This window comes from Halomonas sp. MS1 (assembly GCF_024182575.1).
Classification (GTDB): Bacteria; Pseudomonadota; Gammaproteobacteria; order Pseudomonadales; family Halomonadaceae; genus Vreelandella.
In genome coordinates this window covers 4,480,116-4,501,277 of the sequence record NZ_CP098926.1, presented here as the reverse complement: position 1 = coordinate 4,501,277, position 21,162 = coordinate 4,480,116, and the positions used below count along the sequence as shown (strand labels likewise).

Below are 21,162 nucleotides of genomic sequence, written 5' to 3'. Positions count from 1 at the left end.
ATGACTAAACGTGTACTGATCTGCGGCAATCCAGATCTTAACTATATTGATGGCTCTTCTATTTGGGCACAGACTATCGCTCTGGCTACTGCCGCAGCTGGCAATACTGAGGTTGATTTTCTGGCCCGTAGCACGCCAGCACGTGATGAGCTATTTGGCCCGTTAAAAGCCGCTGACAATATTACTATTATCGATGGCAGTGACCGTCAGCACTGGAAAGGCAAAGGCTTCGCTCGCATTACACCAGCGATGATGGGCGAGCTAGCTATCCGCCTAGACCGCGCTAGTCCTTATGATGTAATTATCGTAAGGGGCATGGAACTTGCTACTCAAATGTTAGACGCCGAAGACGTATTAGCCAAAACTTGGATGTATCTCACCGATATTCCTCAGGCTGTGGCTGAGTATGCCCCAGAACAGCGCTTGATTATTCAGCGGATAGGCAAAGGATGTCACCGGCTTCTATGTCAAACAGAAGGGTTTCGAGCACTTTGGCAAGCCTTAATACCGGAGCTTGATGCCTCCAAAGCTCGCCTTTACACGCCAGTGATTCCAGATCTTCCTAATACGCTTCCACCTTTGAGTGAGCGGCCTCAGCGCGCTATATATGCTGGGAAGTTCAAGGGGGACTGGATGACGCTTGAAATGACTGAAGCGTGGCACACCATTCATCATCAGTTACCTGATAGTGAATTAGTGATGATTGGTGACAAGATCCACGATGAACCAGACAAGCCCGATTATGCAGGCCGCATGCAGAATGCTTTGAACGATACGAAGGGGTTAAACTGGCTAGGTGCGCAATCTCGGGAGGCTGTACAAAAGCAACTCCAGCAGGCTCGTGTAGGGCTATCTTGGCGTCATGAAAGTATGAACGACACGGTAGAATACTCCACTAAAATTCTTGAGTATGGCGGAGCGGGTTGTGCCGCGATCCTTAATCGCAACCCGCTTCATGAGCAGTTGCTGGGTACTGACTATCCGTTATTCGCCAACAGCCCCGAAGAGTTTTGCAGCCAGCTGACCCGGGCACTCAGTGAGCCGCAGGTCACTCTGCAGGCCGCTACCGCTTTGAAGCAACTGGCCGAACGCCATACCTTCAGTACTCGCGTGCGCGAGATGCGTGAGTGGCTAGATGAAGCACCCAAAGCGCCCAAACCGAAACCCAAAACCCGTGTGCTGGTGGCTGGGCACGACTTAAAATTCTTCACGTTATTGCAGAAAAAACTGGAAGCAACCGGCCAGTTTGAATTTCTGACTGACCAGTGGCAACACCATAATAAGCATGATGAAGCAAAGAGTTATGCTCTGTTAGAGCAGGCTGACGTGATCTTCTGCGAATGGTGCCTTGGAAACCTCAAATGGTATTCACATAACAAGAAGCCTCATCAGCGGCTGGTAGCGCGCTTTCACCTGCAGGAGCGTGAGTTGCCCTATGTGGCTGAGGCCAACTGGGACAATATTGACCATATCAGTTACGTGAGTGAGTTTATTCGTCGGGAGGGGCAAAAGGCCTTCGGCTTTCCTTTCGAAAAGACCTCGGTGATACCCAACCTGCTGGACGAGAGCAAATTTACACCTAAGAAGAAAACGGGAGACGCACGCTACACTCTGGGCATCATTGGTGTAGCCCCGTCTCGAAAACGCTTAGACCGTGCGATAGATCTGCTGGAAGAATTATTGGATGAAGACGAGCGTTACTGCCTGCGGGTCAAAGGGAAGCACCCGCTGGACTACGGTTGGCTGCTCAAGCGTGAAGATGAGTTGGCTTACTACCAAAACGTTTTTGAGCGGATTAACAGCAACCCCAGGTTGCGGCACAAAGTGATCTTTGATCCCCCCGGAGACGACGTCAATGATTGGTTCACCATGGTGGGCTTTATCCTCTCGCCTTCAGACTTCGAGTCCTTCCATATGGCGATTGGTGAAGGGATGCTGACCGGCGCGACACCGATCATATGGGACTGGGATGGAGCCGCAGAGATTTGGGGAGAGAAGTGGATCTCCCGAACCCTTCAAAGTTCCAAACAGGCCGTTATGGGCAGTGAGCCGACCAAAGGACTGGCGACTGAAGTCATGAGCGTCATGTCGTCGCAAGATATTAGCCAGCAGTGGCAGAACGTTATTCAGAAGAGTTAATCAATTTCATGACGACGAATGATCTATTGGCCTGCGTCACGCCAGGTGCCAACGACTATATCCAGACAACCATCAACACAAAGAACAAAGCGGACTATCAAAAGCTGAAGAAGCTTTTCGACGACCAGCGCTTCGAAGCAAAAAGTTTTGAAGACAGCGACCTGAATATATTGACCTTTGATTGGCAGAGCTTGGAGCGTGATCGTAACTGGTGGTGGCAGCTGCAGGCGTTGCCGTTCCTGAACTGGTATGCCAATAGCTTTTCACTGCAAAGTGAGGAGGAGCGTACTGGCTACTTGTCACTGTGCCTTGACGCGATTCACAACTGGATCAATCAAGCTAAGCAGAATAAAGATTCGCCGCTTGTCTGGCATGATCATGCTTCGGCATATCGTGTACGCAACCTGACCAACTGGCTGGTGTTTTGCCACTCCAACGGCCTTCCGTTAGGTGAAGAGCCCTGTGCGGAGCTTCTTGGCAGCCTAATTATTGAACATCTTGACTGGATTCAGGAAGACAAGCACTACTCTAAACACACCAACCACGGCTTTGATCAGGCGATGATTGCTCTAACCATCAGCCTAATGTTTGCTCGTGACGATTTTGAACTCTATCGACAATGTAATCGTGCTCGCTTGAAAGACGAAGTGACTTTTGCCTTTACCAATGAGGGAGTGCATAAGGAAAACAGCCCAGGTTATCAAAAAATGATGCTGGGCAGGCTCAAGCAGCTAAGAACATTATCTCCTCTCGGTGAGCAAGAAATTTCGCAAATGGGCGAACTTTATATTGAGAAAGCTGAGGCTTTTTTGCGTGCGATTACGCTTCCAAATGGCTATTTGCCGATGATTGGTGATACCAGAGGTGGAGACGAAGGGCTGCCCTACGAGCAAAAAGAGCAGGTAGATGTATTAAACTATTCCGCCTCGGGCTATGTAATTATTAGGGGTAAGGATGGAAAAGGTAAATCTTTTTTCATTTTGATGAAAAATACTCATGAATCAAATTATCATCGCCATGATGATGATTTAATGTTGTATGTTTTTTACGATGGAGAAACTGTTTTCGGTGATGCAGGACTCCTTAGTCACAATGAAAAAGATTCTAGAAGAGTGTTTGTGAGATCGCATTTCGCCCATAGCTTGCCTTATATAAATAAGAGGGGTATCAGGAATAGAGAAAGACTGGCTAATAGACCACACCTTAGCATTGATCAATATGGAGTGGTAAACATGTCTAGCTCCATGTTTGGTGAGAAAATTTCTCGATCTGTAAGATTGTTTTATCATGAGCTCCTTAAAATAAATGTTACAGATACAAGGGTTGGTGGCGACAGCGATGATTTGTTCGTGAATTTTATTGTCCCTCAAGCCAATAGTGTTACTTCTGGTAGTAATAGAGTGTGTGCATCGTTTGATGACTTCTGTTGCAAGATCGAATGCACGTCAATGTTAAACTCTAAAGTCTTAAAGGGCTGGGATGAAACAAGTAATGAGAGCAGTTCTATAAGCTCTCCTAATTACGGCGCAATTGTAGATGCATATCGTATAACAATCATGTCGAAAAAGGTAGTCGATACCAAGGTGGCTATGAGTCTTTTTTCTCATGTATGAGAAGTTGAATAATCATCTATAAGTTTAATGTTCAATGAGGTGATGAATGAATATTGACAGAAAATTAGTTAGGAAGGTTATTGAATCGTTTGTAGATTCACCTGAGTATTATTGGAATAATAACGCACGTCAGCTAAAAAAAAGTTCTAGTAGAATTAAAAGATTGTTTGATTATTATGGTTGGGATGCCGAGTCATTAATTGAGATAATTATTTGTATAGCTGAGGAAAGGATAAGTAAAAATACTAAGACTATTTATTTTTCGAGCTTTGGATCTTCTGGGTCTCATTTATTGCAACACGTACTAGTTGACTCGTTTGATATGATTGGGCTTGGAGAAATATATCTTCCGCAACCCCTAGAGAACACACTTAGAGAAGTGGATTTAAAAAGCGGGCAGATGTTGCTCGAGTGTTATCATTTATTACATAGTCCACCAGAAAATATTTTCAAAAATAAACCCATAATAAATACTGCTCACAGGGCTAGTCTTCAAACATTTTCATCAAGTACAGCTTTGTTTACTCCTGTTTTTATCATTAGAGATCCAGTTGAGTTGACAATATCTAGATCGTTTAGAAAAGATGAGTATAGAAGTTACTTAGGCATGGCTGATGTTTCAGATGAAGAATACTTAAAAGAAAATATAGAGAAAACAAAAAGATTTTACCAGTCGGCATTGAAGTATCCATATGAGTATTACTTGTTTTTTGAAGATATTTCAAAAAATCCGGTTAGAGTAGCAGAGTTGTTGTCTTTAATTTCTAATGAAAAAGGCAATGAGTCAAAAGTTTTAGAGTCACTTAAGAGAGCCGTTGAGACAGGTGCTACCAATAAGTATAGTGGACCAAAAATTTTGGTGTCTGAGTCTTTGATATCTTTGGCTGAGAGTGAGTTAAAAAATATTTCTTCAAAAGTCGAAGAGTTTCGATCTGTATATGCTGGAAAGAAAGCTTTATGAAAGTATATAATTCTCTAGAAGATGCAGTAATTGATATTAGAGAAGGGGAGGCTAGACAGTTCTTTATTTTTACTGCCGGAGTTCTTTTTCCTTTACATATAAGTTGGAAAGGTGTGGGTAAGAACTGGGTTGTTTTTTATCCAGGGGCGTATAATAGATCTAGAGACATTCCATCTTTTCAGCGAAGAAAACACGGTGAGCTTTTGGATTGTAATGTTTTATGTGTATTTGACCCTGGGCTTTTTTTTCACAAAAAAATCACCTTGACATGGTTTTCTGGAACTCCGAGCCTTCATTATAGTAGTTTGTTGGCTGATGTTCTAAGCTCTTTTTTTTATCGATCAGGAATCGATGGTTCTCGAATATTACTCTTTGGTAGTTCTGGTGGTGGATTGCCTGCTTTTGAGACGGCAATGAAAATCAATAATTCATCAGTGATGGTTTTTAATATTCAAATTAATGCATCTAAGCATCCCGGGTTCGGGAAAATGTACGATATAATGTTTCCTGATTTGTCACGTGATCAAGTTTTCGAAAATTACCGAAGCCGTTTTTTTCTCCCTGATATAATAGGGGGTAAAGGTTGTTTTTCATTCTTTTATCTCCAGAATTTAGCTGATGAGAGCCATTATGCTAAACATTACTCATTTTTTAAAAAATGGTTCTTAAATGAAAAGGGAAAAGGAAACCTTGATTCTCTAAAGGGAGATTTTATTTTATATGAAGATTTAGATTCAGGACATGGCAGTATTGGTAAAGAAGCTGAGGTCAGGCTGATAGAAAGTTTCTTCTCTGGCGATGGTGTTAAGTTATAGTTTTTTTCGAAAAAAATTATTATAATTTCTATTTGGATTTAGGCAGGCTATGGATATTAAAGAGAGTGTTAGAGATTTTTTTTATTCAAGCGAAGATAAGGAACCTCCGGAAGAATTTTTTTCTGGAATAGGTATAGGCGAAGGCATTATTTATTTTGGTAGTGAAGCAATGGTGGTGAAGCCGACGTCACCCCCAGATTGAGTAGCGCTACACTTTAGAGTCCGATCCTATGCTAAGGAGATTGGACATGAAGAAGCGTTTCAGCGAAGAACAGATCATTGGCTTCTTGGGCGAAGCGGAGGCGGGACTGCCCATCAAGGAGCTATGTCGTCGGCACGGTTTCTCGGAAGCCAGTTATTACCTTTGGCGCAGCAAGTTTGGTGGTATGAGCGTCCCCGATGCCAAGCGACTGAAAGAGCTCGAAGCCGAAAATGGACGCCTGAAAAAGCTGCTCGCGGAGCCGCTATTGGAGATGGAGGTCACTCGCGAGGCGCTGAGAAAAAATTGGTGAGCGCCCTGGCACGTCGAGACGTGGTGCGTTTTATGGCGTCATGTGGCCTGAGTGAGCGCCGAGCGCTCCGTGTCATTCGTATGAGTGCCAGTGCATTGCGCTACCAACCGGCCCCTGACCGCAATGCGGCATTGCGTGAACGCATTATTGCCTTGGCACACCGGCATCGTCGTTACGGCGCGGGCATGATCTACCTGAAGCTGCGTCAAACCGGTGAACAGGTCAATCACAAGCGCGTCGAGCGGCCTCATTCTGCAACCGGCGCTCTTCCTGGGGGCAGTAAGTGGCCTATCAAGCCGCTAGTATCGCAGGGTTAGATTTTCTATTTTTGAGTGGTTGGAGTGAGGTAGCTGATTGGGAGAATTGGTAACGGTTCATCACCTAAGATGCTACGAAAATATCGAATCACTACAGTTATAAGCTATATAGTCAGAACAAAGGGGTTAGATCGTGCATGTTGTAATACCAGTTTTTTTTAAAGCTTCACATGGTGGGCTGCACGAAAATGTTCTAGCAACTGCTCGCTTTTTGATCAATAACGATCACAAGGCCACTATTGTTTGCCCCGCTGGCCCATTTGCTGACTCGCTGGCAAGTTATGGCGTTGGCGTTATTCGAACGGATTACACAGATACTGATGCCACAATCCATGAGGCTTTGAAACTTCACGCTGCTGATTCTATTGATCTAGTGCACGCTCATCCATTTGCTTCTCGTAAGTTTGGCTTAGCACTGGCGGAACGGTTGGACGTACCCTTAGTGCTGACATTTCATGGCAAATACACTGACGATCTCCCTAGCTATATTGATAAAGTATCGGCAGTACTAACAGTGTCATCTGGCGTCCGTGATTATCTGCTGAGCGAGAACGGTAAGGCTCCAGAAAAGTTTCATGTGATGCCCAATGTCCCTGATACAGGCTTCTTTCAACCGCTCTTGGAAAAGCCCCAGAGTAATGAAGGTAAGCTTAGCGTGACCTTAGTCTCGCGGCTTGATAACGATAAGGTATTTATCCTAGATGTCTTTGCAGATGCAGTGGAGTACGCCGCCAGGCATTACCCTGGGAAGCTATCTTGGGTTGTTGTAGGCGATGGTACACAAGCCGAAGAGTTTCGCGCTCGCCTTAAAGCAGTGCAAGGCGACAATACTATCGAGTTCAGGGGGTGGCTCGAAGGAGAGGCGCTTCGTAGTGCATATCAATTGAGTGACTTCGTCTTTGCGCCTGGTCGTTGCGCTTTAGAGGCCATGAGCTGTGGTGTGCCGGCCATTGCGGTAGGCAGCAAAAGCTATTGTGGTTTGGTACGTGCGGATACTTGGCAGCAAGGTGTGTATTCAAATTTTGGCGGCGTAGGTAATCAGCATGAAGATTATAAGTCTGAGATAGTGCATCGAGACATTGATAACCTTCTTGCCTCAAAAAGTTATCGTCTAGGCCTCGGTGCCTTTGGTGCTAGGATAATTCAGCAGTTTTTCGACTTTCAAAAAGTACATGAGTATCTTCTGGGCATATACCGTCTCGCTATTGCCTCTCATTCCCTGAGTAAAGGGGAAGATGGCAATCAAGCCCAAGTAAAAAACAGCTCAGTAAAATCCGAAAACAAGAAGGCTAGTATAATGCTGGAACAAAAGCTTGAGCAGCTGGAAAAAGCATTTCTTCAGGCGAGTAAGGATAGCGCAGGAAAACATACCAAAGATTTGATAATCGTTCAAAACCGCCTTTACGCCCAGCTGGAAAGTCTCTCCTGGCTGCAGCGTCGACTCTCCATCAAAGGTCAGCTGCCGCCCTTGAGGGGCTGGGCAACCTCTCCTGATGTGCTGTTGCGCCTGCATGCGCACATTATGTCTACCCGCCCACAGGTGATAGTAGAGTTTGGTAGTGGTGCTTCTACGTTGGTTATTGCAGATGCTTTACGCCAGAACGGGTGTGGCAAGCTGATTTCTATTGAGCACAGCGAGCACTACGGAGCGCAGTCTCTGGCTACTTTGCAGGCTGAGCGGCTGGATGATTGGGTTGATCTGCGCATTGGGGATTTGGAAGCCTGGGAAGACGAGCACTTGAACCCTGAAGATGCCGAAAAATCCTCGCGCTGGTACCCGGTCTCGCTGCTGGAAGGTGTTGAAAACGTCGATTTGCTGTGGGTGGATGGTCCTCCTGGGGCAACGTGCCTGTTCAGCCGCTATCCGGCGTTACCTGCGTTGGCCGATAAGCTCTCCCCAGCTGCTGAAGTATGGATGGACGATACCATTCGCCAAGAGGAGAAGGATATCTGCGAACGCTGGGCCAAGGATCATGGCTTTGAGCTGGAATACTATCCGCTAGAGAAGGGGCTGGGCCGACTGACACGGCCAGGAGCTTCCTACGTTGCTTTGGCACCGAAGCCGCTTACTGTCAGCAATGACGATGTTCACCCTGAGCATGCACTAGGCTTGGATTTCTCCTTGCCTGAAGAGAGACGTTGATGGCCTGTGAGGAATTGTGCCTTCTTTGAGTATGGATTCCCGAGTGTCCTTCCATTTCGTCATTCCCGTGTGCCCTTAGCGGGAATCCGTGTTGGTTTGGGTGTCTGGGCTTCAGTGGGTTAGGTCAAATTGGATTCCCGATAACCCCATTCGGGAATGACGGGTATGGGGCGTGCCCTTAGCGGGAATTCATGCTGGTTCAGGCGACAGAGTCTCTGCGGGTAAGGTCAAACTGGATTCCCGATAACCCCATTCGGGAATGACGGGGTTGGGGCGTGCCCTTAGCGGGAACCCATGTTGGTTTAGGTGAACGGGCCTCAGTGGGGAAGGTCAAATTGGATTCCCGATAACCCCATTCGGGAATGACGGGGCTGGGGTGAGGCCTCAGTGGGTAAGGTCAAGATGGATTCCCGATAACCCCGCTCGGGAATGACGGGCATGGGGCGGCTTCGGGAATCGGTGTGGTTAGTAGTTCGCTCATGAAATAACAGAGATGTAATTAATGCCATTTTTTTTTCTACATATACCCAAAACTGCTGGGACAAGCTTTCGACTGGGCGCGGAAGCGTACTTTTCGAAGGAACGAATTGTTTATGACTATGGTGCAAAATCTAAAACCACGTCTCCGCTTGTCAAAGAGTCTTTACATGTCGATCATCCAGATTTTTGGCAGTTCAAGAAGGCCTTCTTAGCAAATAACCCCGCTATGATCTGTGGGCATGTGCCTGTCGCTCGGTTTGTTTCTTTAATCGGCGTGGGGCGTACGATTACTTTTCTACGCGAACCGCTGCAGCGAATTGCGTCTGAATATGGCCATTTTGTCAGAAATATGGATTACAAAGGGAGCTTCAAAGAGTTCTACTCATCTCCGGCGATGATTAATCGTCAGCGCCGAGGCCTGAATGGGGTAAACCCTGAAGCGGTTGGCTTTCTAGGTTTAACCGAGCGTTACACGGAAAGCTTGGAAATATTAAATGATAGCTTTGCAACCGATATCGTTGAGCGTAAAGACAATCTAGGTAAGCGTATTCCGCTGGCTGAGCATAAGCTGGATCAAGACGACATTGATGAACTCACGCGGCTGAATAAACGAGACATTATGCTTTATAAGCATGCATGTGCGTTATTTGATGCGCGTTATGCCATGTTTAAACTGAACCAGCCGTGGGCGCATGCGCGTCTTGTCGAAGCTAATACAAAACGCATCAGCGGTTGGGCGTGGTGGGCGAATGGAAGTGATGAGCCAATAGATATTGAACTGTGGGTGAAGGGTGAGCATACCACCACTCTGCGTGCAGTCGAGATGCGCAAGGAGTTATGCCGCTTGCTGCCGCCCCGTGGCGGATATGTGGGTTTTCACCTACCCGTTAAGTTATTGCCAGGCGATACGGTGCAATGCCGGGTTGCCGCAACAGGGCAGTGGTTTCCGCTCAAGCCGCAACGCGTTACGGAGCCCGCTAGCTGAACTTATTGTTGCTCCGTGTCGTCAAACGAACATGAATATCTACCCGCCTGCGTGCGGGTTTTCCTTTCTCTGCGTATGATGTGGCAGCGCCTAGCAATTCAGCTTATTGCTTTGTTGTTGTTAATAAATTTTCACTTTACCGGCCAGGTATTGCATGGATGACCTGATTAAGCACGCGGAACAAATTGCGTCGCAACCTCTGACTTCTGTTTTTCAACCCATTGCTAAGCGTGTGGCCTATGTGGTTAGCCACGGTCAAAGTTACGCGAATAATGGCTACGCGATTCGCACCCAAGGGGTTGCGGAAGCACTGAACCAGCAAGGGCTGGAAGTGCTATGTTTCTTGCGCCCAGGGCGCCCGTGGGAATTTCACTCGGCGAGTGATACGGCCCCAGAAGTGGTCGTCAATGGCGTTAAGTATATTCACTCGCGGTGGCCTTATCGTGTGGTGCCTCAAGGGGCGCGTGCTAATTTTAATGCCAGTGTTGAGCGCTTTATTGAGCTATTTCGGGTGTACCGTCCTTCTGTGGTGTTGGCCGCCTCTAATTGGATTGTCGCGCTACCTGCCTGGGTGGCAGCCAAACGGTTGGGTCTGCCATTCTGTAACGAAGTCCGAGGTTTTTGGGAGCTTTCCAAAGATGCCCGTGAGCCAGGGTATGCCCATACGGAAAGCTTTAAGGAAGAAGCCGAGCGAGATAGTTTTGTTGCGCGGAAGGCTAATCAAGTCTTTACGCTGAATGACCCGATGAAGGCTGAGCTGGTGAAGCGCGGTGTGCAGCCCGAGCGTATTAGCATTGTGCCCAATGGCATTCGCGAACTGCCTGATCTAAAACCCACCGATCCGCAGCTGCAACAAAGCTTGGGGATTCAGGCTGGCGACCATGTGATTGGCTATATCGGCAGCTTCACTGCTTATGAAGGGCTGGATGTACTGCTTCAAGCCTGTGAAATATTGGTCAAGAAAGGTGTCCCTCTTAAACTGCTGCTGGTGGGGGATGACCAGCCGCTAACCCATGTAATGAGTACCCACGAGCATGATGCTGATAGGCCTTGGTTAATTCAGGTAGGGCGTGTTCCCCATCAGCAGGTGGCTGATTATTATGCACTGATTGATTGTGTTGCCATTCCGCGTAAGAACTATCCGGTATGCCGGTTGGTGCCGCCTATTAAAGCGGCGGAAGCGCTGGCCTACGGCAAGCGGTTGGTGATGTCGAAGCTCCCGGCATTGCAGAGTGCTTGCCCGGTGGTCAAAGGCGTTAGCTTTGCCGAAGCTGATAATGCTGAATTGCTAGCGGCAGCCTTGGAATGCTCACTGGAAGAGCCATCGCCTGAGGTGCAGGGAAGCGCTTCCCTTCAAGTACTAAACCGCAATGTGTTGACGTTTAGCCGCTTGACTCAAGGAATGGCGGAGACACTCGAAAACGTTATTCAGGAAAGCGCTCGTCCAGAAAACATTAGCCAGAAAAGCGTTCGTCAGAAACTCATAGAGCTTGATAAACCGGCTTTATGCAGTGTTCAACAAAGTGCTGATGCCTTTGCTCAGGTTGATTATCCCACTGCCAGCCGTTGGTTTTATAAAGAAGGCCGCCTGACCGACACACTGAAAGCGTTGCAAAATCTTCAGGCGCGGGGTGTGAAGTTCGATAAACCTAAACGCGACTTTGAAGCTTTTGTGGCGGGCTTGGCGCGCTTGAAAGGGGGCGTAACGCTGCCGCCTCGCCAACCCAATGCCGGGCTGATGAGCCGCCGCCAGCGTGTCTTATACTGCTTACATCAGTCGGTTCCCCATGCCACTAACGGTTATTCGACTCGCTCGCACGGTATTGCGGTGGGCTTGCAAGAATCTGGCTGGAACGTGCGGGCGACGACGCGCCCTGGCTTTCCGTGGGATGGCGGCGCTAGAGGATTGCCTCGTGGTTACCATGAAGCCACTGTCGATGGCGTGGCCTATGCGGCGTGTGCTGGCTGGAATATTGCCAAAACGCCGCTGGATTTCTACCTAGCTGAAGCTGCTGACCACTATCTGCGTGAAGCGCAAACCAGTGGTGCGGAAATCATCGTGGCAGCCTCTAACCATATTACTGCACTACCTGCCTTAATGGCGGCGCGCCGCCTGGGCTTGCCGTTTGTGTATGAAGTGCGCGGCTTGTGGGAAGTGACGCAAGCATCGACCCAGCCTGAATGGGCTGGCTCTGAGCGTTACCAACTCATGCGAGAACTGGAGCAGCAGGCTGCCCTGGAAGCGGATCTTGTCATTACCCTGACTGAAGAGCTGGCTGACGAACTGGCCAGTTGGGGCGTCGCTCGTGAGCGAATTACGGTCGTGCCTAACGCGGTGAATGCTGAACGCTTTACCCCCAGGCCAGCCGATATTGATGTGGCGCGCCAACTAAAACTACCTGCGGGCGTACCGGTTATCGGTTATGCGGGTAGCGCCGTCGCCTATGAAGGGCTGGAACTGCTGCAGGAAGCGTTAGCCAAACTGAAGGCTCGGGGGCAGGAGTTCGTCTTTGTGCTGGTAGGCGATGGCAAGGTAATTGATACCGTTAAAGCCACTGCCAAAGCGTTAGGAATTGAAAAGAACTGCCGCTTTACCGGGCGGGTAGCGTTTGAGCAGGTGCCAAGTTATTTATCGTGCATGGATATTATGCCGATACCGCGGCTTTCCTCAGCGGTTACTGAAATGGTATCGGCACTCAAACCGCTTGAAGCTATGGCAATGGGTAAGGCGGTGGTGCTTTCCGATGTGTCGCCCCATCAGGTAATGGCAGGCCCAGGTGGCGAACGTGCACGGTTGTTTGAAAAAGACAACGCGGCGGCGTTATGCGATGCGATTGAAGCGCTAATCAATAACCCCGCAGAGCGGGAGCGTTTGGGCAAGGCGGCTCGTGCTTGGATTGACCGCGAGCGTACTTGGAATCACGTTACTAGTATTTATGCGCGTAGCTTGCAGCAGTTGCGTGAGTCGCTGGCTTCACGCCAGCAGGCGCAAGAGCCCGAAGCTAAAACCCTTGCGCAGCTGACCCTGGGATTGATAGGCGATACCTTTACTACTGATACTTTGGCAAGTGCCGTCAAAGTCGTGCCGCTTTCACCGGATAACTGGCGTGAGCAGATTAAAGAACAGCCGATTGATGCGCTGTTTGTGGAATCCGCTTGGAAGGGCAATGACTGGCAGTGGTTCCGCCAAATAGGGCATTACAGCGACCATGAGTTTGCCGCGCTTGATGCCTTGTTGGCGCATTGTCGCCGCAAGGGAATCCCGTCTCTGTTCTGGAACAAGGAAGACCCGGTTCACTTTGACCGCTTCCGCGCGACCGCCGCCAAGTGTGACCATGTATTCACGACGGATAGTCGTCGAATAGTGCCTTATCTGTCCACACCCGGTGCGCTCACTCAAACCGCGAGCAGCGCGCCGTTCTATGCCTCACCGAAGATCCATAACTTGCTGCCGTCTAGCCGTGAATGGCAGCCAACGGCTGCTTATGGCGGTACCTATTATGGTAAGCGCTACCCCGAGCGCACCGAGTACATGGACAAGATCATGAGCGCAGCGGCACCTTTGGGCCTAACGCTTTATGATCGCCAGCATGATGACCCCGCATCTCCCTATAAATACCCCGGTGGCTTGGGGAGCTATGTGGCCGGTAGCCTCAGTTATGAAGAGATGATCCAGGCCTACAAGGCTCATCCGGTGCAAATTAACGTCAACTCGGTGCTGGATTCCCCAACGATGTTTTCGCGCCGTGTTGTTGAAACCGCTGCTTGCGGCTCGCCGATGATTTCTGGCCCAGCCCTTGGTATGAATCGTTATCTGGAAGGGGCGGGCCATGTGGTTCGCACCGAAAGCGATGCCGCCCAGGCGCTTGAAAACCTAATGCATTACCCGGCGTATCGCTGGCGCGTGGCGCTGAATGGAGCCCGGGCGGTTATGCGTGCTCATACCACAGAACTACGCCTGACTCAGATGCTGCGCACTGCCGGTATGGCTATCCAAGCCCCTGAACCGCCGACGTACTCTATATATACACTTGAAATGACTCCTGCTGGCGCACAGCGCGTATTAGCGCAAACGGTTCGCCCGGCATGTATTGTTAGTCGCGAATGGCAGGCAGGTACCCGTGCCCAGCTCGAAGCAGAAGGTATTCGTTGTGCAACGCCAGATGGCGAACGTGCGGTGGCGGGAACGCTTTGGCTGTTAGCTAATCCGCGTGCCTTGGAAGGCTTGGAAGCGGAAGACCTCGAAGACTTGATCTGGCCAACGTTTTACGCCTCCCACAAGCGCATTGCTTTCAGCCGACATGCGGTGCTTGAAGAGGGCGGCTGGCCGGGCGTGGCGGTGGAAAACTCTTCTATCGATACGACATTGCAGCTACTTCGCCCAGATACGGAAATGGCACTTTCCCAGCTTCAGAAATGGGTGTCGCGTAAGCCGACCTTAACGCTTCGCAAACCTCCTCAGGTACATGCCCAGGCTCCCGATGTGCCACCCAAGAAAACCGTTGTGATCGCAGGGCATGATCTCAAGTTTATTAAGCCGTTTTATCCCTACTTTACGAAGGCAGGGATGCGCCTATTGCTAGATTTCTGGACCGGCCATAACCAGCACAACGAAACTGCTAGTAAGCGTTTGGTGCGCCAAGCCGATACCGTGTTCTGTGAGTGGACCCTGGGTAACGCTATTTGGTATGCCAAGCACAAAGTTGAAGGGCAAAGGTTAGTCGGACGCTTGCACGCCCAGGAGCTGCGCAGCCCACTGTTTGAAAAAGTGCCATTCGAAGCGTTTGATACGGTGATATTCGTTGGCCCCCATATGCTGCGTAATGCCCAGCAACGTAACCCGGCACTGAACAGCAACGGTATTGTTATTTACAACGGTGTGGATATTGATGCTATGCAAGCAGTACCGCGCCAACCGACCAATGGCAAGGTGTTGGGGTTAGTAGGCTTAGTGCCACAAAGCAAGCGTATAGACCGAGCGCTGGATATTCTTAAACAACTACGCAGGGAAGACACGGGTTACACCCTGCGAGTAAAAGGCAAGCAGCCTGCAGACTACCCTTGGATGGCGAAATATCGACCAGAAGAAATGGCCTGGTATGACGAGCAGTACCGCCGAATTGCCGAAGATCCCGATCTTCAGGGAGCTGTTGTTTTCGATTCACACGGCAACGATATGCCCCAGTGGTATGCGGGTATTGATTTCATTCTTTCCGTTAGTGACCACGAAAGCTTCCACCTAGCAGTAGCCGAAGGCGCCGCTAGCGGTTGCACACCCATTGTATTACCTTGGGAAGGCGCGGATGAGATTTATCCGAAGGAGTGGGTGTATACAAGTCCTAGTGCCGTAGCTGAGAGTATTAAGGCTAATAATTACAGTGAAAGAAAATATTTTAGTTTTGTTAATGATTGCTTTGATGTTCATTTGATAGGCAAGAAATTGTTGGAGGCTGCTTCATTTAAGGAGGAAATAGTAGTCAGGCTTAAGAAAATATAATTATTTTTGTTAACAGTGTTTAGGATTATAATTGTGGAAAATAATGTTCGCCATAGTTTTAGTGCAGGGAAGGTTTTTCCAGATTTTTTAAGCGCTTATAAGGCCGTGAAGAATGGTGAGTTTTTTATATGTTTTGATGGAGTAATGTATCCTTTTAAATGGAATTTAACATGTGGTTTTGATTCTCCAGTTGTGTTTTTTACTCCAGGGCGAACAATTCGAGGTAAGCCCGTTCCTATATTTCAAAGGTCAAAGTATTTTAGTTTTTTAGAGGAATATAACTGCATTTCATGTTTCGACCCCACTTTGTTCAAAGATAGTGAAATGAATTTGGCTTGGTTTCAAGGCGAGAGGGGGCGCTTTTATGCTTTGGAAATTGCGAAAATGTGGGGAGATTTTGTAAAAAAAGCCAAAATAAATCCCGCTAACATTCTTTACTATGGTACTAGTGGTGGCGGTATTTTAGGATTTTATCTCGCTAAGATTACACCGAAATCAACGCTCTATATGTCAAATGTTCAAACTGATATTAGAGATTACGATGCTAAGACATTAAAAAAATTGGTGGATGTGTCATTTTATGGTGATTTCGATTATGTGAACAACGCTGGTGAAACACAGAATCGATTTACTATAAACGGGCATAGTGGTGCGTTTAATTTGGTTTATGCGCAAAATAAAGCCGATGCTTTTCATTACTCTAATCACTATAAAAAGTGGAGAGAGAAAACGGATTTGACTTTTTTTGAAAGTGTTAGATTTATAGAGTATGACGATCCGGTTAGTGGGCATGGACCTCTGAGCGCTGAATCAGAGGTGGAAATAATTCGTGGAATTATAGATCAAAAAAACTATGAAAGTGTTTTCCCAAATGTCAACATTGAAAATGTGCTTCCTGAAAAAAATAACGATGTATCAAACAGGAGTTTTTTTTTAAGGCACAGTGCATTTCCTTCTCGGGAAATTGTATTTCCGATTAATTGGAGCCAAGACCCTTACCGATCAAAAAATTGGCAGCATCATCTCAATAGCTTGAGGTGGCTTCCATTATTAGAAAAAAAATTACAGAAAAATATTATTATTGATTTTTATAATTATCATCTTAGGGACAGAAAAAAGAATAAGTACTATAATACTCGAACTGGTGATCATACTACAGCTATTAGAATTGCAGTGCTGAAAGAGTTAAAGAAGACATTTATACACGATGAGAGAATGTTGGTAATTATCTCTAAGGTTTTAGAAGAAGATATAAAGGCGTTGCTTTCGGATCATGTATATCAAAGTAACAATCACGGTCTGATGGCTGATGTTGCTATTATAAAAGCACTACGCTCAGAGGCTTCTTCTAATCAATTAATATTAACTAAAGTTTACAAGAGACTTGGTGAAACCCTTCTTAAAATGTATGACGATGAGGGTGTTTGTTTAGAGCACTCCGTTTCATATCAGGAATATAATTTAGAAATTATTTCTGAAATTAAGAAGCTTTTGCCTAAAGGTAACTATTTTCATGGTGTTATCGACAATATCATAGAGAAAAGTAAAGAGATTTTAGGTTTTTATCTGTTAAATAACGGACAATACATTCCCATAGGTGATTCATTCCGTCTTCCTAATAAAAGAATTTTACGTAAAGTATATGGTGCTGAGGGTCCAATGGAGGCATTGGCTCCGTTTTCAAATAATTCAGGTTGTTTTTATTCTAAAGCAGGATATTTTTCTTATAAATGGCCAACTAATTTGACTAGTTTTTCGCTAGTGTCGGGTTGGCACTCTCATGTTCATAAACAAAATGATGAGCTTTCAATATTTCTTTTTCATAAGAATTTTATTATTTTTGATGATCCTGGATATACAGATTTTAAAACATGGGATGAAATAAAAGAATTTAAGTCGGAGAGATGGCATTCTAGTTTTTGGATTGAAAATTATGACTGGTCAGATACGTGTGATCATCCTTCTGGCTCTGATTTAAAAATACTTAGTGACAACCCTGTAAGGGTTGTAGCAAGAAGCTCTAGACAAGAAGGTTTTGTACTAAGTCGTGAGGCTGAAGTTTTACAAAATAAAATCTTGATAACAGACTCCGTCGAAGGAGAAGTGGAGCCTGTTATTAAAGCAAGGCATCAGTTTCTTTTGTCTGATGTTTATCCTGTGATAGAAGGTGGCGCTGTTCTTTTAATTTCAAAGATTGGTAATGAAGAAGTTGTAAAAATTGAAGCAGCTGGCTCTGGAGATTGGATGATGGAGAAATCTTGTCGTGTCAATAAAGATCGCAGAGTGGTCGATCCAGCTGATTTGCTCGTATACATATCAAGCGATAAAGAAACTGTCTTTTCCGTTGATCTCTTGTGATTTTAACTGTTAATTATCGTTCGTTATTTTGAAATGAAGAGGCTTTGGAGCTTCGTATGAAAAAAGTTAAAATACTAGGCCCGTCGTATTCTGGAACCACTGTTTTAGGGTATGTTTTAAATACTTCGCCAGGATGGTTTTTTGGCTCGGAAGTTCATAGGCTTTTATATAGCTATATTCAGAGGTATGGTGCAAGGAATAAGAATATAGCGAATCCTAAGTGTGATTTCTGTGGCCTGGAGTGTAAGTACTGGTCAAGAAAACTTCTAATGGAGTTGAAAGAGAACAAAGTCGATACGCTTCAAGGTATATATGATGTTTTTGAGAGTCATCATCCTGAGGTATCTGTTTTTGTAGATGGATCAAAAAAATTAGATTTTTTCCATGATACTGAAGTTGACTATACGCTAATAGCCTCTAAGCACCCTGTAAGGTTATTAGCTTCTCGATTTTATAATAAGCGTGAGTCTTTAGGTGTTAAGGGGGAAGAGCTTTCCTCAGTATATAGTGCCATCCAACGTGATAAAGCTAAGTTTTTAGATTATGCAAAAGGAGAAATCAATTACCTTTATCTAGCTTACTCTGATTTTTTTAAAAATTCAGCTAATGGTATGCTCGTAAAAATGGATGAAATCGTATTTAGTGAGAAGCATAAAAATGATTTTTTAGATTTTTTAGATTTAAATTATGATGATGTTTCATTTGATGGTTTTACAAATTATGAGATTCATTCCATTGGTGGGAATAGAGCACCTTATTGGGCTAGGCTAGAGAAAAGTACGGATAAATTAGTAAGTAATCCCAGGCATGAATACTATAAAAGTGCAGAATCAGTCGGAGATTTTAAAGTTGATGATAAGTATAAGGAGATATTTGATGATGACTTTTTGTCTGAAATTGAAATGCTTGTGGAATATCAGGAGCTTTTGAAGATTCTTGGGTACAAAAGGATGCTTGTTTAGGGTTTTGATTTTTCTTTATGGTGATATGGATTCTTTTTTTTAATGTTGAACTGTCTACAATTTTAATTATATAAGGCGAGTAATGTGGCAATTAGTTTGAACTCTATGCTGAAGCGGGAGTCCAGTGTTGCTGGTAAGTTGATCTATGTTTTAAAGGCATCTGCGAATCTTGTTCTCGGCAAAGACCTTTTCATAAACCGAGTTTTGACACTAGGCCCTTTTAAACCTGTTAATTTCAATAGCTGGGGAGACTGGGAGCAAGATCCCCTTAATAACCGCAGCTGGCAGTGGCGATTAAACTGGCTGTCATTTTTATCCTATCTGATGGCTTATCATCGTGCATCTGAGAATGATGCTGTATTGGATTTTGCTCGCGAAGCAGTTGAGTCGTGGTTAGATACCTATTTGGAAACCGATACGACGTATCCTTTTGAGTTTATCTGGCACGACCATGCCACCGCACTGCGTGCCGAACAGCTGGTGTTGCTAGTTTATTACTGCCGTGATTATGCGCCGGAATGGGCAACAACGAACGCTCAATTTCTAACTTATGTTGAAAAGGCTGTCAGGGTACATGGTGAATGGCTAGCCAAGGACAGTTTCTATTCCGAGCATACTAACCACGGGTTGGAGCAAGCCCGTGTGCTGTTGTTGCTTGGCACTGTATTTGAAGGTGAGCAGGCCTTAAAGTGGCAGCAGGTTGCTAAACAGCGAATCAGCAGTGAATTGGCGTTTTCATTTACGGACGAAGGTGTCCACGTCGAGAATAGCCCTGCCTACCATATTTTTGTCTTCAAGGTTTTTCTTGGAATCATTAAGGATTATCCCGATGAGGTGCTAGGAGGGCTCGCTAGCCAGTTCGATGTATTTGCCCACAAAGCACTGCGTTTTATTACCTATATACTCCGGCCCGATGGCCTTTTGCCGCCGATAGGTGATACAGAGCAACTGCCTACTTCTAATATGTATCGCGATGCTTTCGGCCACATGCCGGAATATCAACATCTATTATATGCTCTGACCAGCGGCAAGCAGGGTGAGCCGTCAGCAGACACTAATGCTGTCTTTCCGCGTTCGGGTTACGCAGTCTTTCGTGATCAGTGGCCGTCTCGGGGGGATTATGCCAATGCGCTTCAGTGCATTATAAAAGTGGGCTGCTCCAGCCGCTATCACCATCAGCAGGATGAAGGGCATATTAGCCTTTATGCGGGTGGTGAAGATTGGCTAATTGACTCAGGTTTATATAACTACAGCGGTAAAGATCCAGTTCGCCGCTATATGCGTAGTCGGGCAGCTCACAATATCCCGCTGGTATCAGAGGCAGATTATGATGCGGACTTTGAGCATCGCCTGAGTGCCTGGGAAGTAACCGCGTTTGATGACTCGCCCTCTTTTCCATTTGTCGAAATGGCCTTGAACGTTCTTCCGCAAGTTGATCATCAGCGGCGTGTAGCCCTCAATGCGGCACAGCATGAACTAAGTGTGGTTGACCGATTCCACTGCGACGATACTCAGCCTCGTGAAGTGATTTTACAGTGGCACTTTCCGCAAGATAAGCAGATCAGTATTCAAGGAAACCGGGCGATCATCAGCAGCGCGACTGGCAGCCAGCTGTTAATGGAGATCCAAGGTGCCCAGCCTGATAGCGTGTCGGTGGTAAAAGGTTGGAAGGGCGAGCGTGTCTTCAGCGCTTTTTCTGTTAAAGCAAACCAGCTTGAGTCTAGTCAGCTATTGCGAGTTGTGTTTGCGCCGAGCAATTCATTGGAAGTGACGACTCGGTTCCATCTTTCGTTGTCCCCACTACGTAAACTTGCCGCTTCCGATGCTCAGTTGAGCAGGGGGGATTCGCTTGAAACACTCGCCGCCGTGATGGACCGAACGGGAGTGTGGCAGCACACACTGCTGGTGGGCAATGCATCCTTAGCGACTACGTTGGGCAGGCTGCACCAGGACAAGGGGCGTGGTTTTGTGACGGTAATGACTGATGATGACAGCGCTAGTCAGCAGGTAGAAGCTCAGTTGGTTGGTGAAGGGCTGGGGCTATGGGCGCAATCGTTATCGCTAAGAGATTCGGTTGATCGTGATGCGGCGGCAGGAGCTGTCTCAGACCGTGCCTTAAGTGGTCTTAAAGGCATCAGCTTGTTGATTATTGGTACATCAGATTTTTCAGACGAATATCTAGAAGTGTTACTCAGTAAGCTTTTGCCCACACTGTTGCCACGCTTAGCATCTACCGCACAGGTGTGGCTGGCGGATACTATGAATGTATCCTTAAAAGCTTTGTGTCAGCAGTGGGCAAAGCGGCATGGCTTTAAAGTAGCCGAATTGGCTAGTAGATGTGGCTAGTTAAGATGGTTAGTTGATGTCACGTACTCCTAAC

The 21,162-nt window shown here is 46.6% G+C and carries 11 protein-coding genes and 1 pseudogene; all 12 read left to right on the top strand.

Features of this window, described 5'->3' with window-relative positions:
* Entirely contained in the window at window positions 1-2,139 is a 2,139-nt protein-coding gene (locus tag NF683_RS20755) for a glycosyltransferase family protein (RefSeq protein ID WP_253920869.1), read from the top strand.
* Window positions 2,140-2,147: 8 nt separating this feature from the next.
* Entirely contained in the window at window positions 2,148-3,752 is a 1,605-nt protein-coding gene (locus tag NF683_RS20750; protein WP_253920868.1) for a heparinase II/III family protein, read from the top strand.
* Between the two features lie 46 nt (window positions 3,753-3,798).
* Window positions 3,799-4,713: a hypothetical protein gene (locus NF683_RS20745; RefSeq protein ID WP_253920867.1), complete on the top strand. Its 915-nt coding sequence runs from the start codon at window positions 3,799-3,801 to the stop codon at window positions 4,711-4,713.
* Entirely contained in the window at window positions 4,710-5,528 is an 819-nt protein-coding gene (locus NF683_RS20740) for a hypothetical protein (RefSeq protein ID WP_253920866.1), read from the top strand. Before NF683_RS20745 ends, NF683_RS20740 begins: the two co-directional genes overlap by 4 nt.
* 49 nt (window positions 5,529-5,577) lie before the next feature.
* Window positions 5,578-5,730 carry a hypothetical protein gene (locus NF683_RS20735; RefSeq protein ID WP_253920865.1) on the top strand — a complete coding sequence of 51 codons (153 nt, stop codon included), beginning with the start codon at window positions 5,578-5,580 and terminating at the stop codon, window positions 5,728-5,730.
* Window positions 5,731-5,776: 46 nt separating this feature from the next.
* Window positions 5,777-6,285, top strand: a pseudogene (locus NF683_RS20730) (transposase); the annotation flags it as partial.
* Between the two features lie 205 nt (window positions 6,286-6,490).
* Window positions 6,491-8,500, top strand: coding sequence for a glycosyltransferase (locus NF683_RS20725; RefSeq protein ID WP_253920864.1), 2,010 nt, complete (start codon window positions 6,491-6,493; stop codon window positions 8,498-8,500).
* 502 nt (window positions 8,501-9,002) lie between these two features.
* On the top strand, window positions 9,003-9,965 hold the full coding sequence (locus NF683_RS20720; RefSeq protein ID WP_253920863.1) for a sulfotransferase family protein: 963 nt from the start codon (window positions 9,003-9,005) through the stop codon (window positions 9,963-9,965).
* A 154-nt stretch (window positions 9,966-10,119) separates the two neighbouring features.
* Window positions 10,120-15,462: a glycosyltransferase gene (locus tag NF683_RS20715; protein WP_253920862.1), complete on the top strand. Its 5,343-nt coding sequence runs from the start codon at window positions 10,120-10,122 to the stop codon at window positions 15,460-15,462.
* Window positions 15,463-15,495: 33 nt separating this feature from the next.
* Window positions 15,496-17,820, top strand: a complete 2,325-nt coding sequence (locus NF683_RS20710; protein WP_253920861.1) for a hypothetical protein — start codon at window positions 15,496-15,498, stop codon at window positions 17,818-17,820.
* A 56-nt stretch (window positions 17,821-17,876) separates the two neighbouring features.
* Complete coding sequence (locus NF683_RS20705; RefSeq protein WP_253920860.1) at window positions 17,877-18,782, top strand: hypothetical protein; 906 nt, start codon at window positions 17,877-17,879, stop codon at window positions 18,780-18,782.
* Window positions 18,783-18,887: 105 nt separating this feature from the next.
* Window positions 18,888-21,128: a heparinase II/III domain-containing protein gene (locus NF683_RS20700; RefSeq protein ID WP_253921912.1), complete on the top strand. Its 2,241-nt coding sequence runs from the start codon at window positions 18,888-18,890 to the stop codon at window positions 21,126-21,128.
* The last annotated feature ends 34 nt before the right edge of the window (window positions 21,129-21,162 follow it).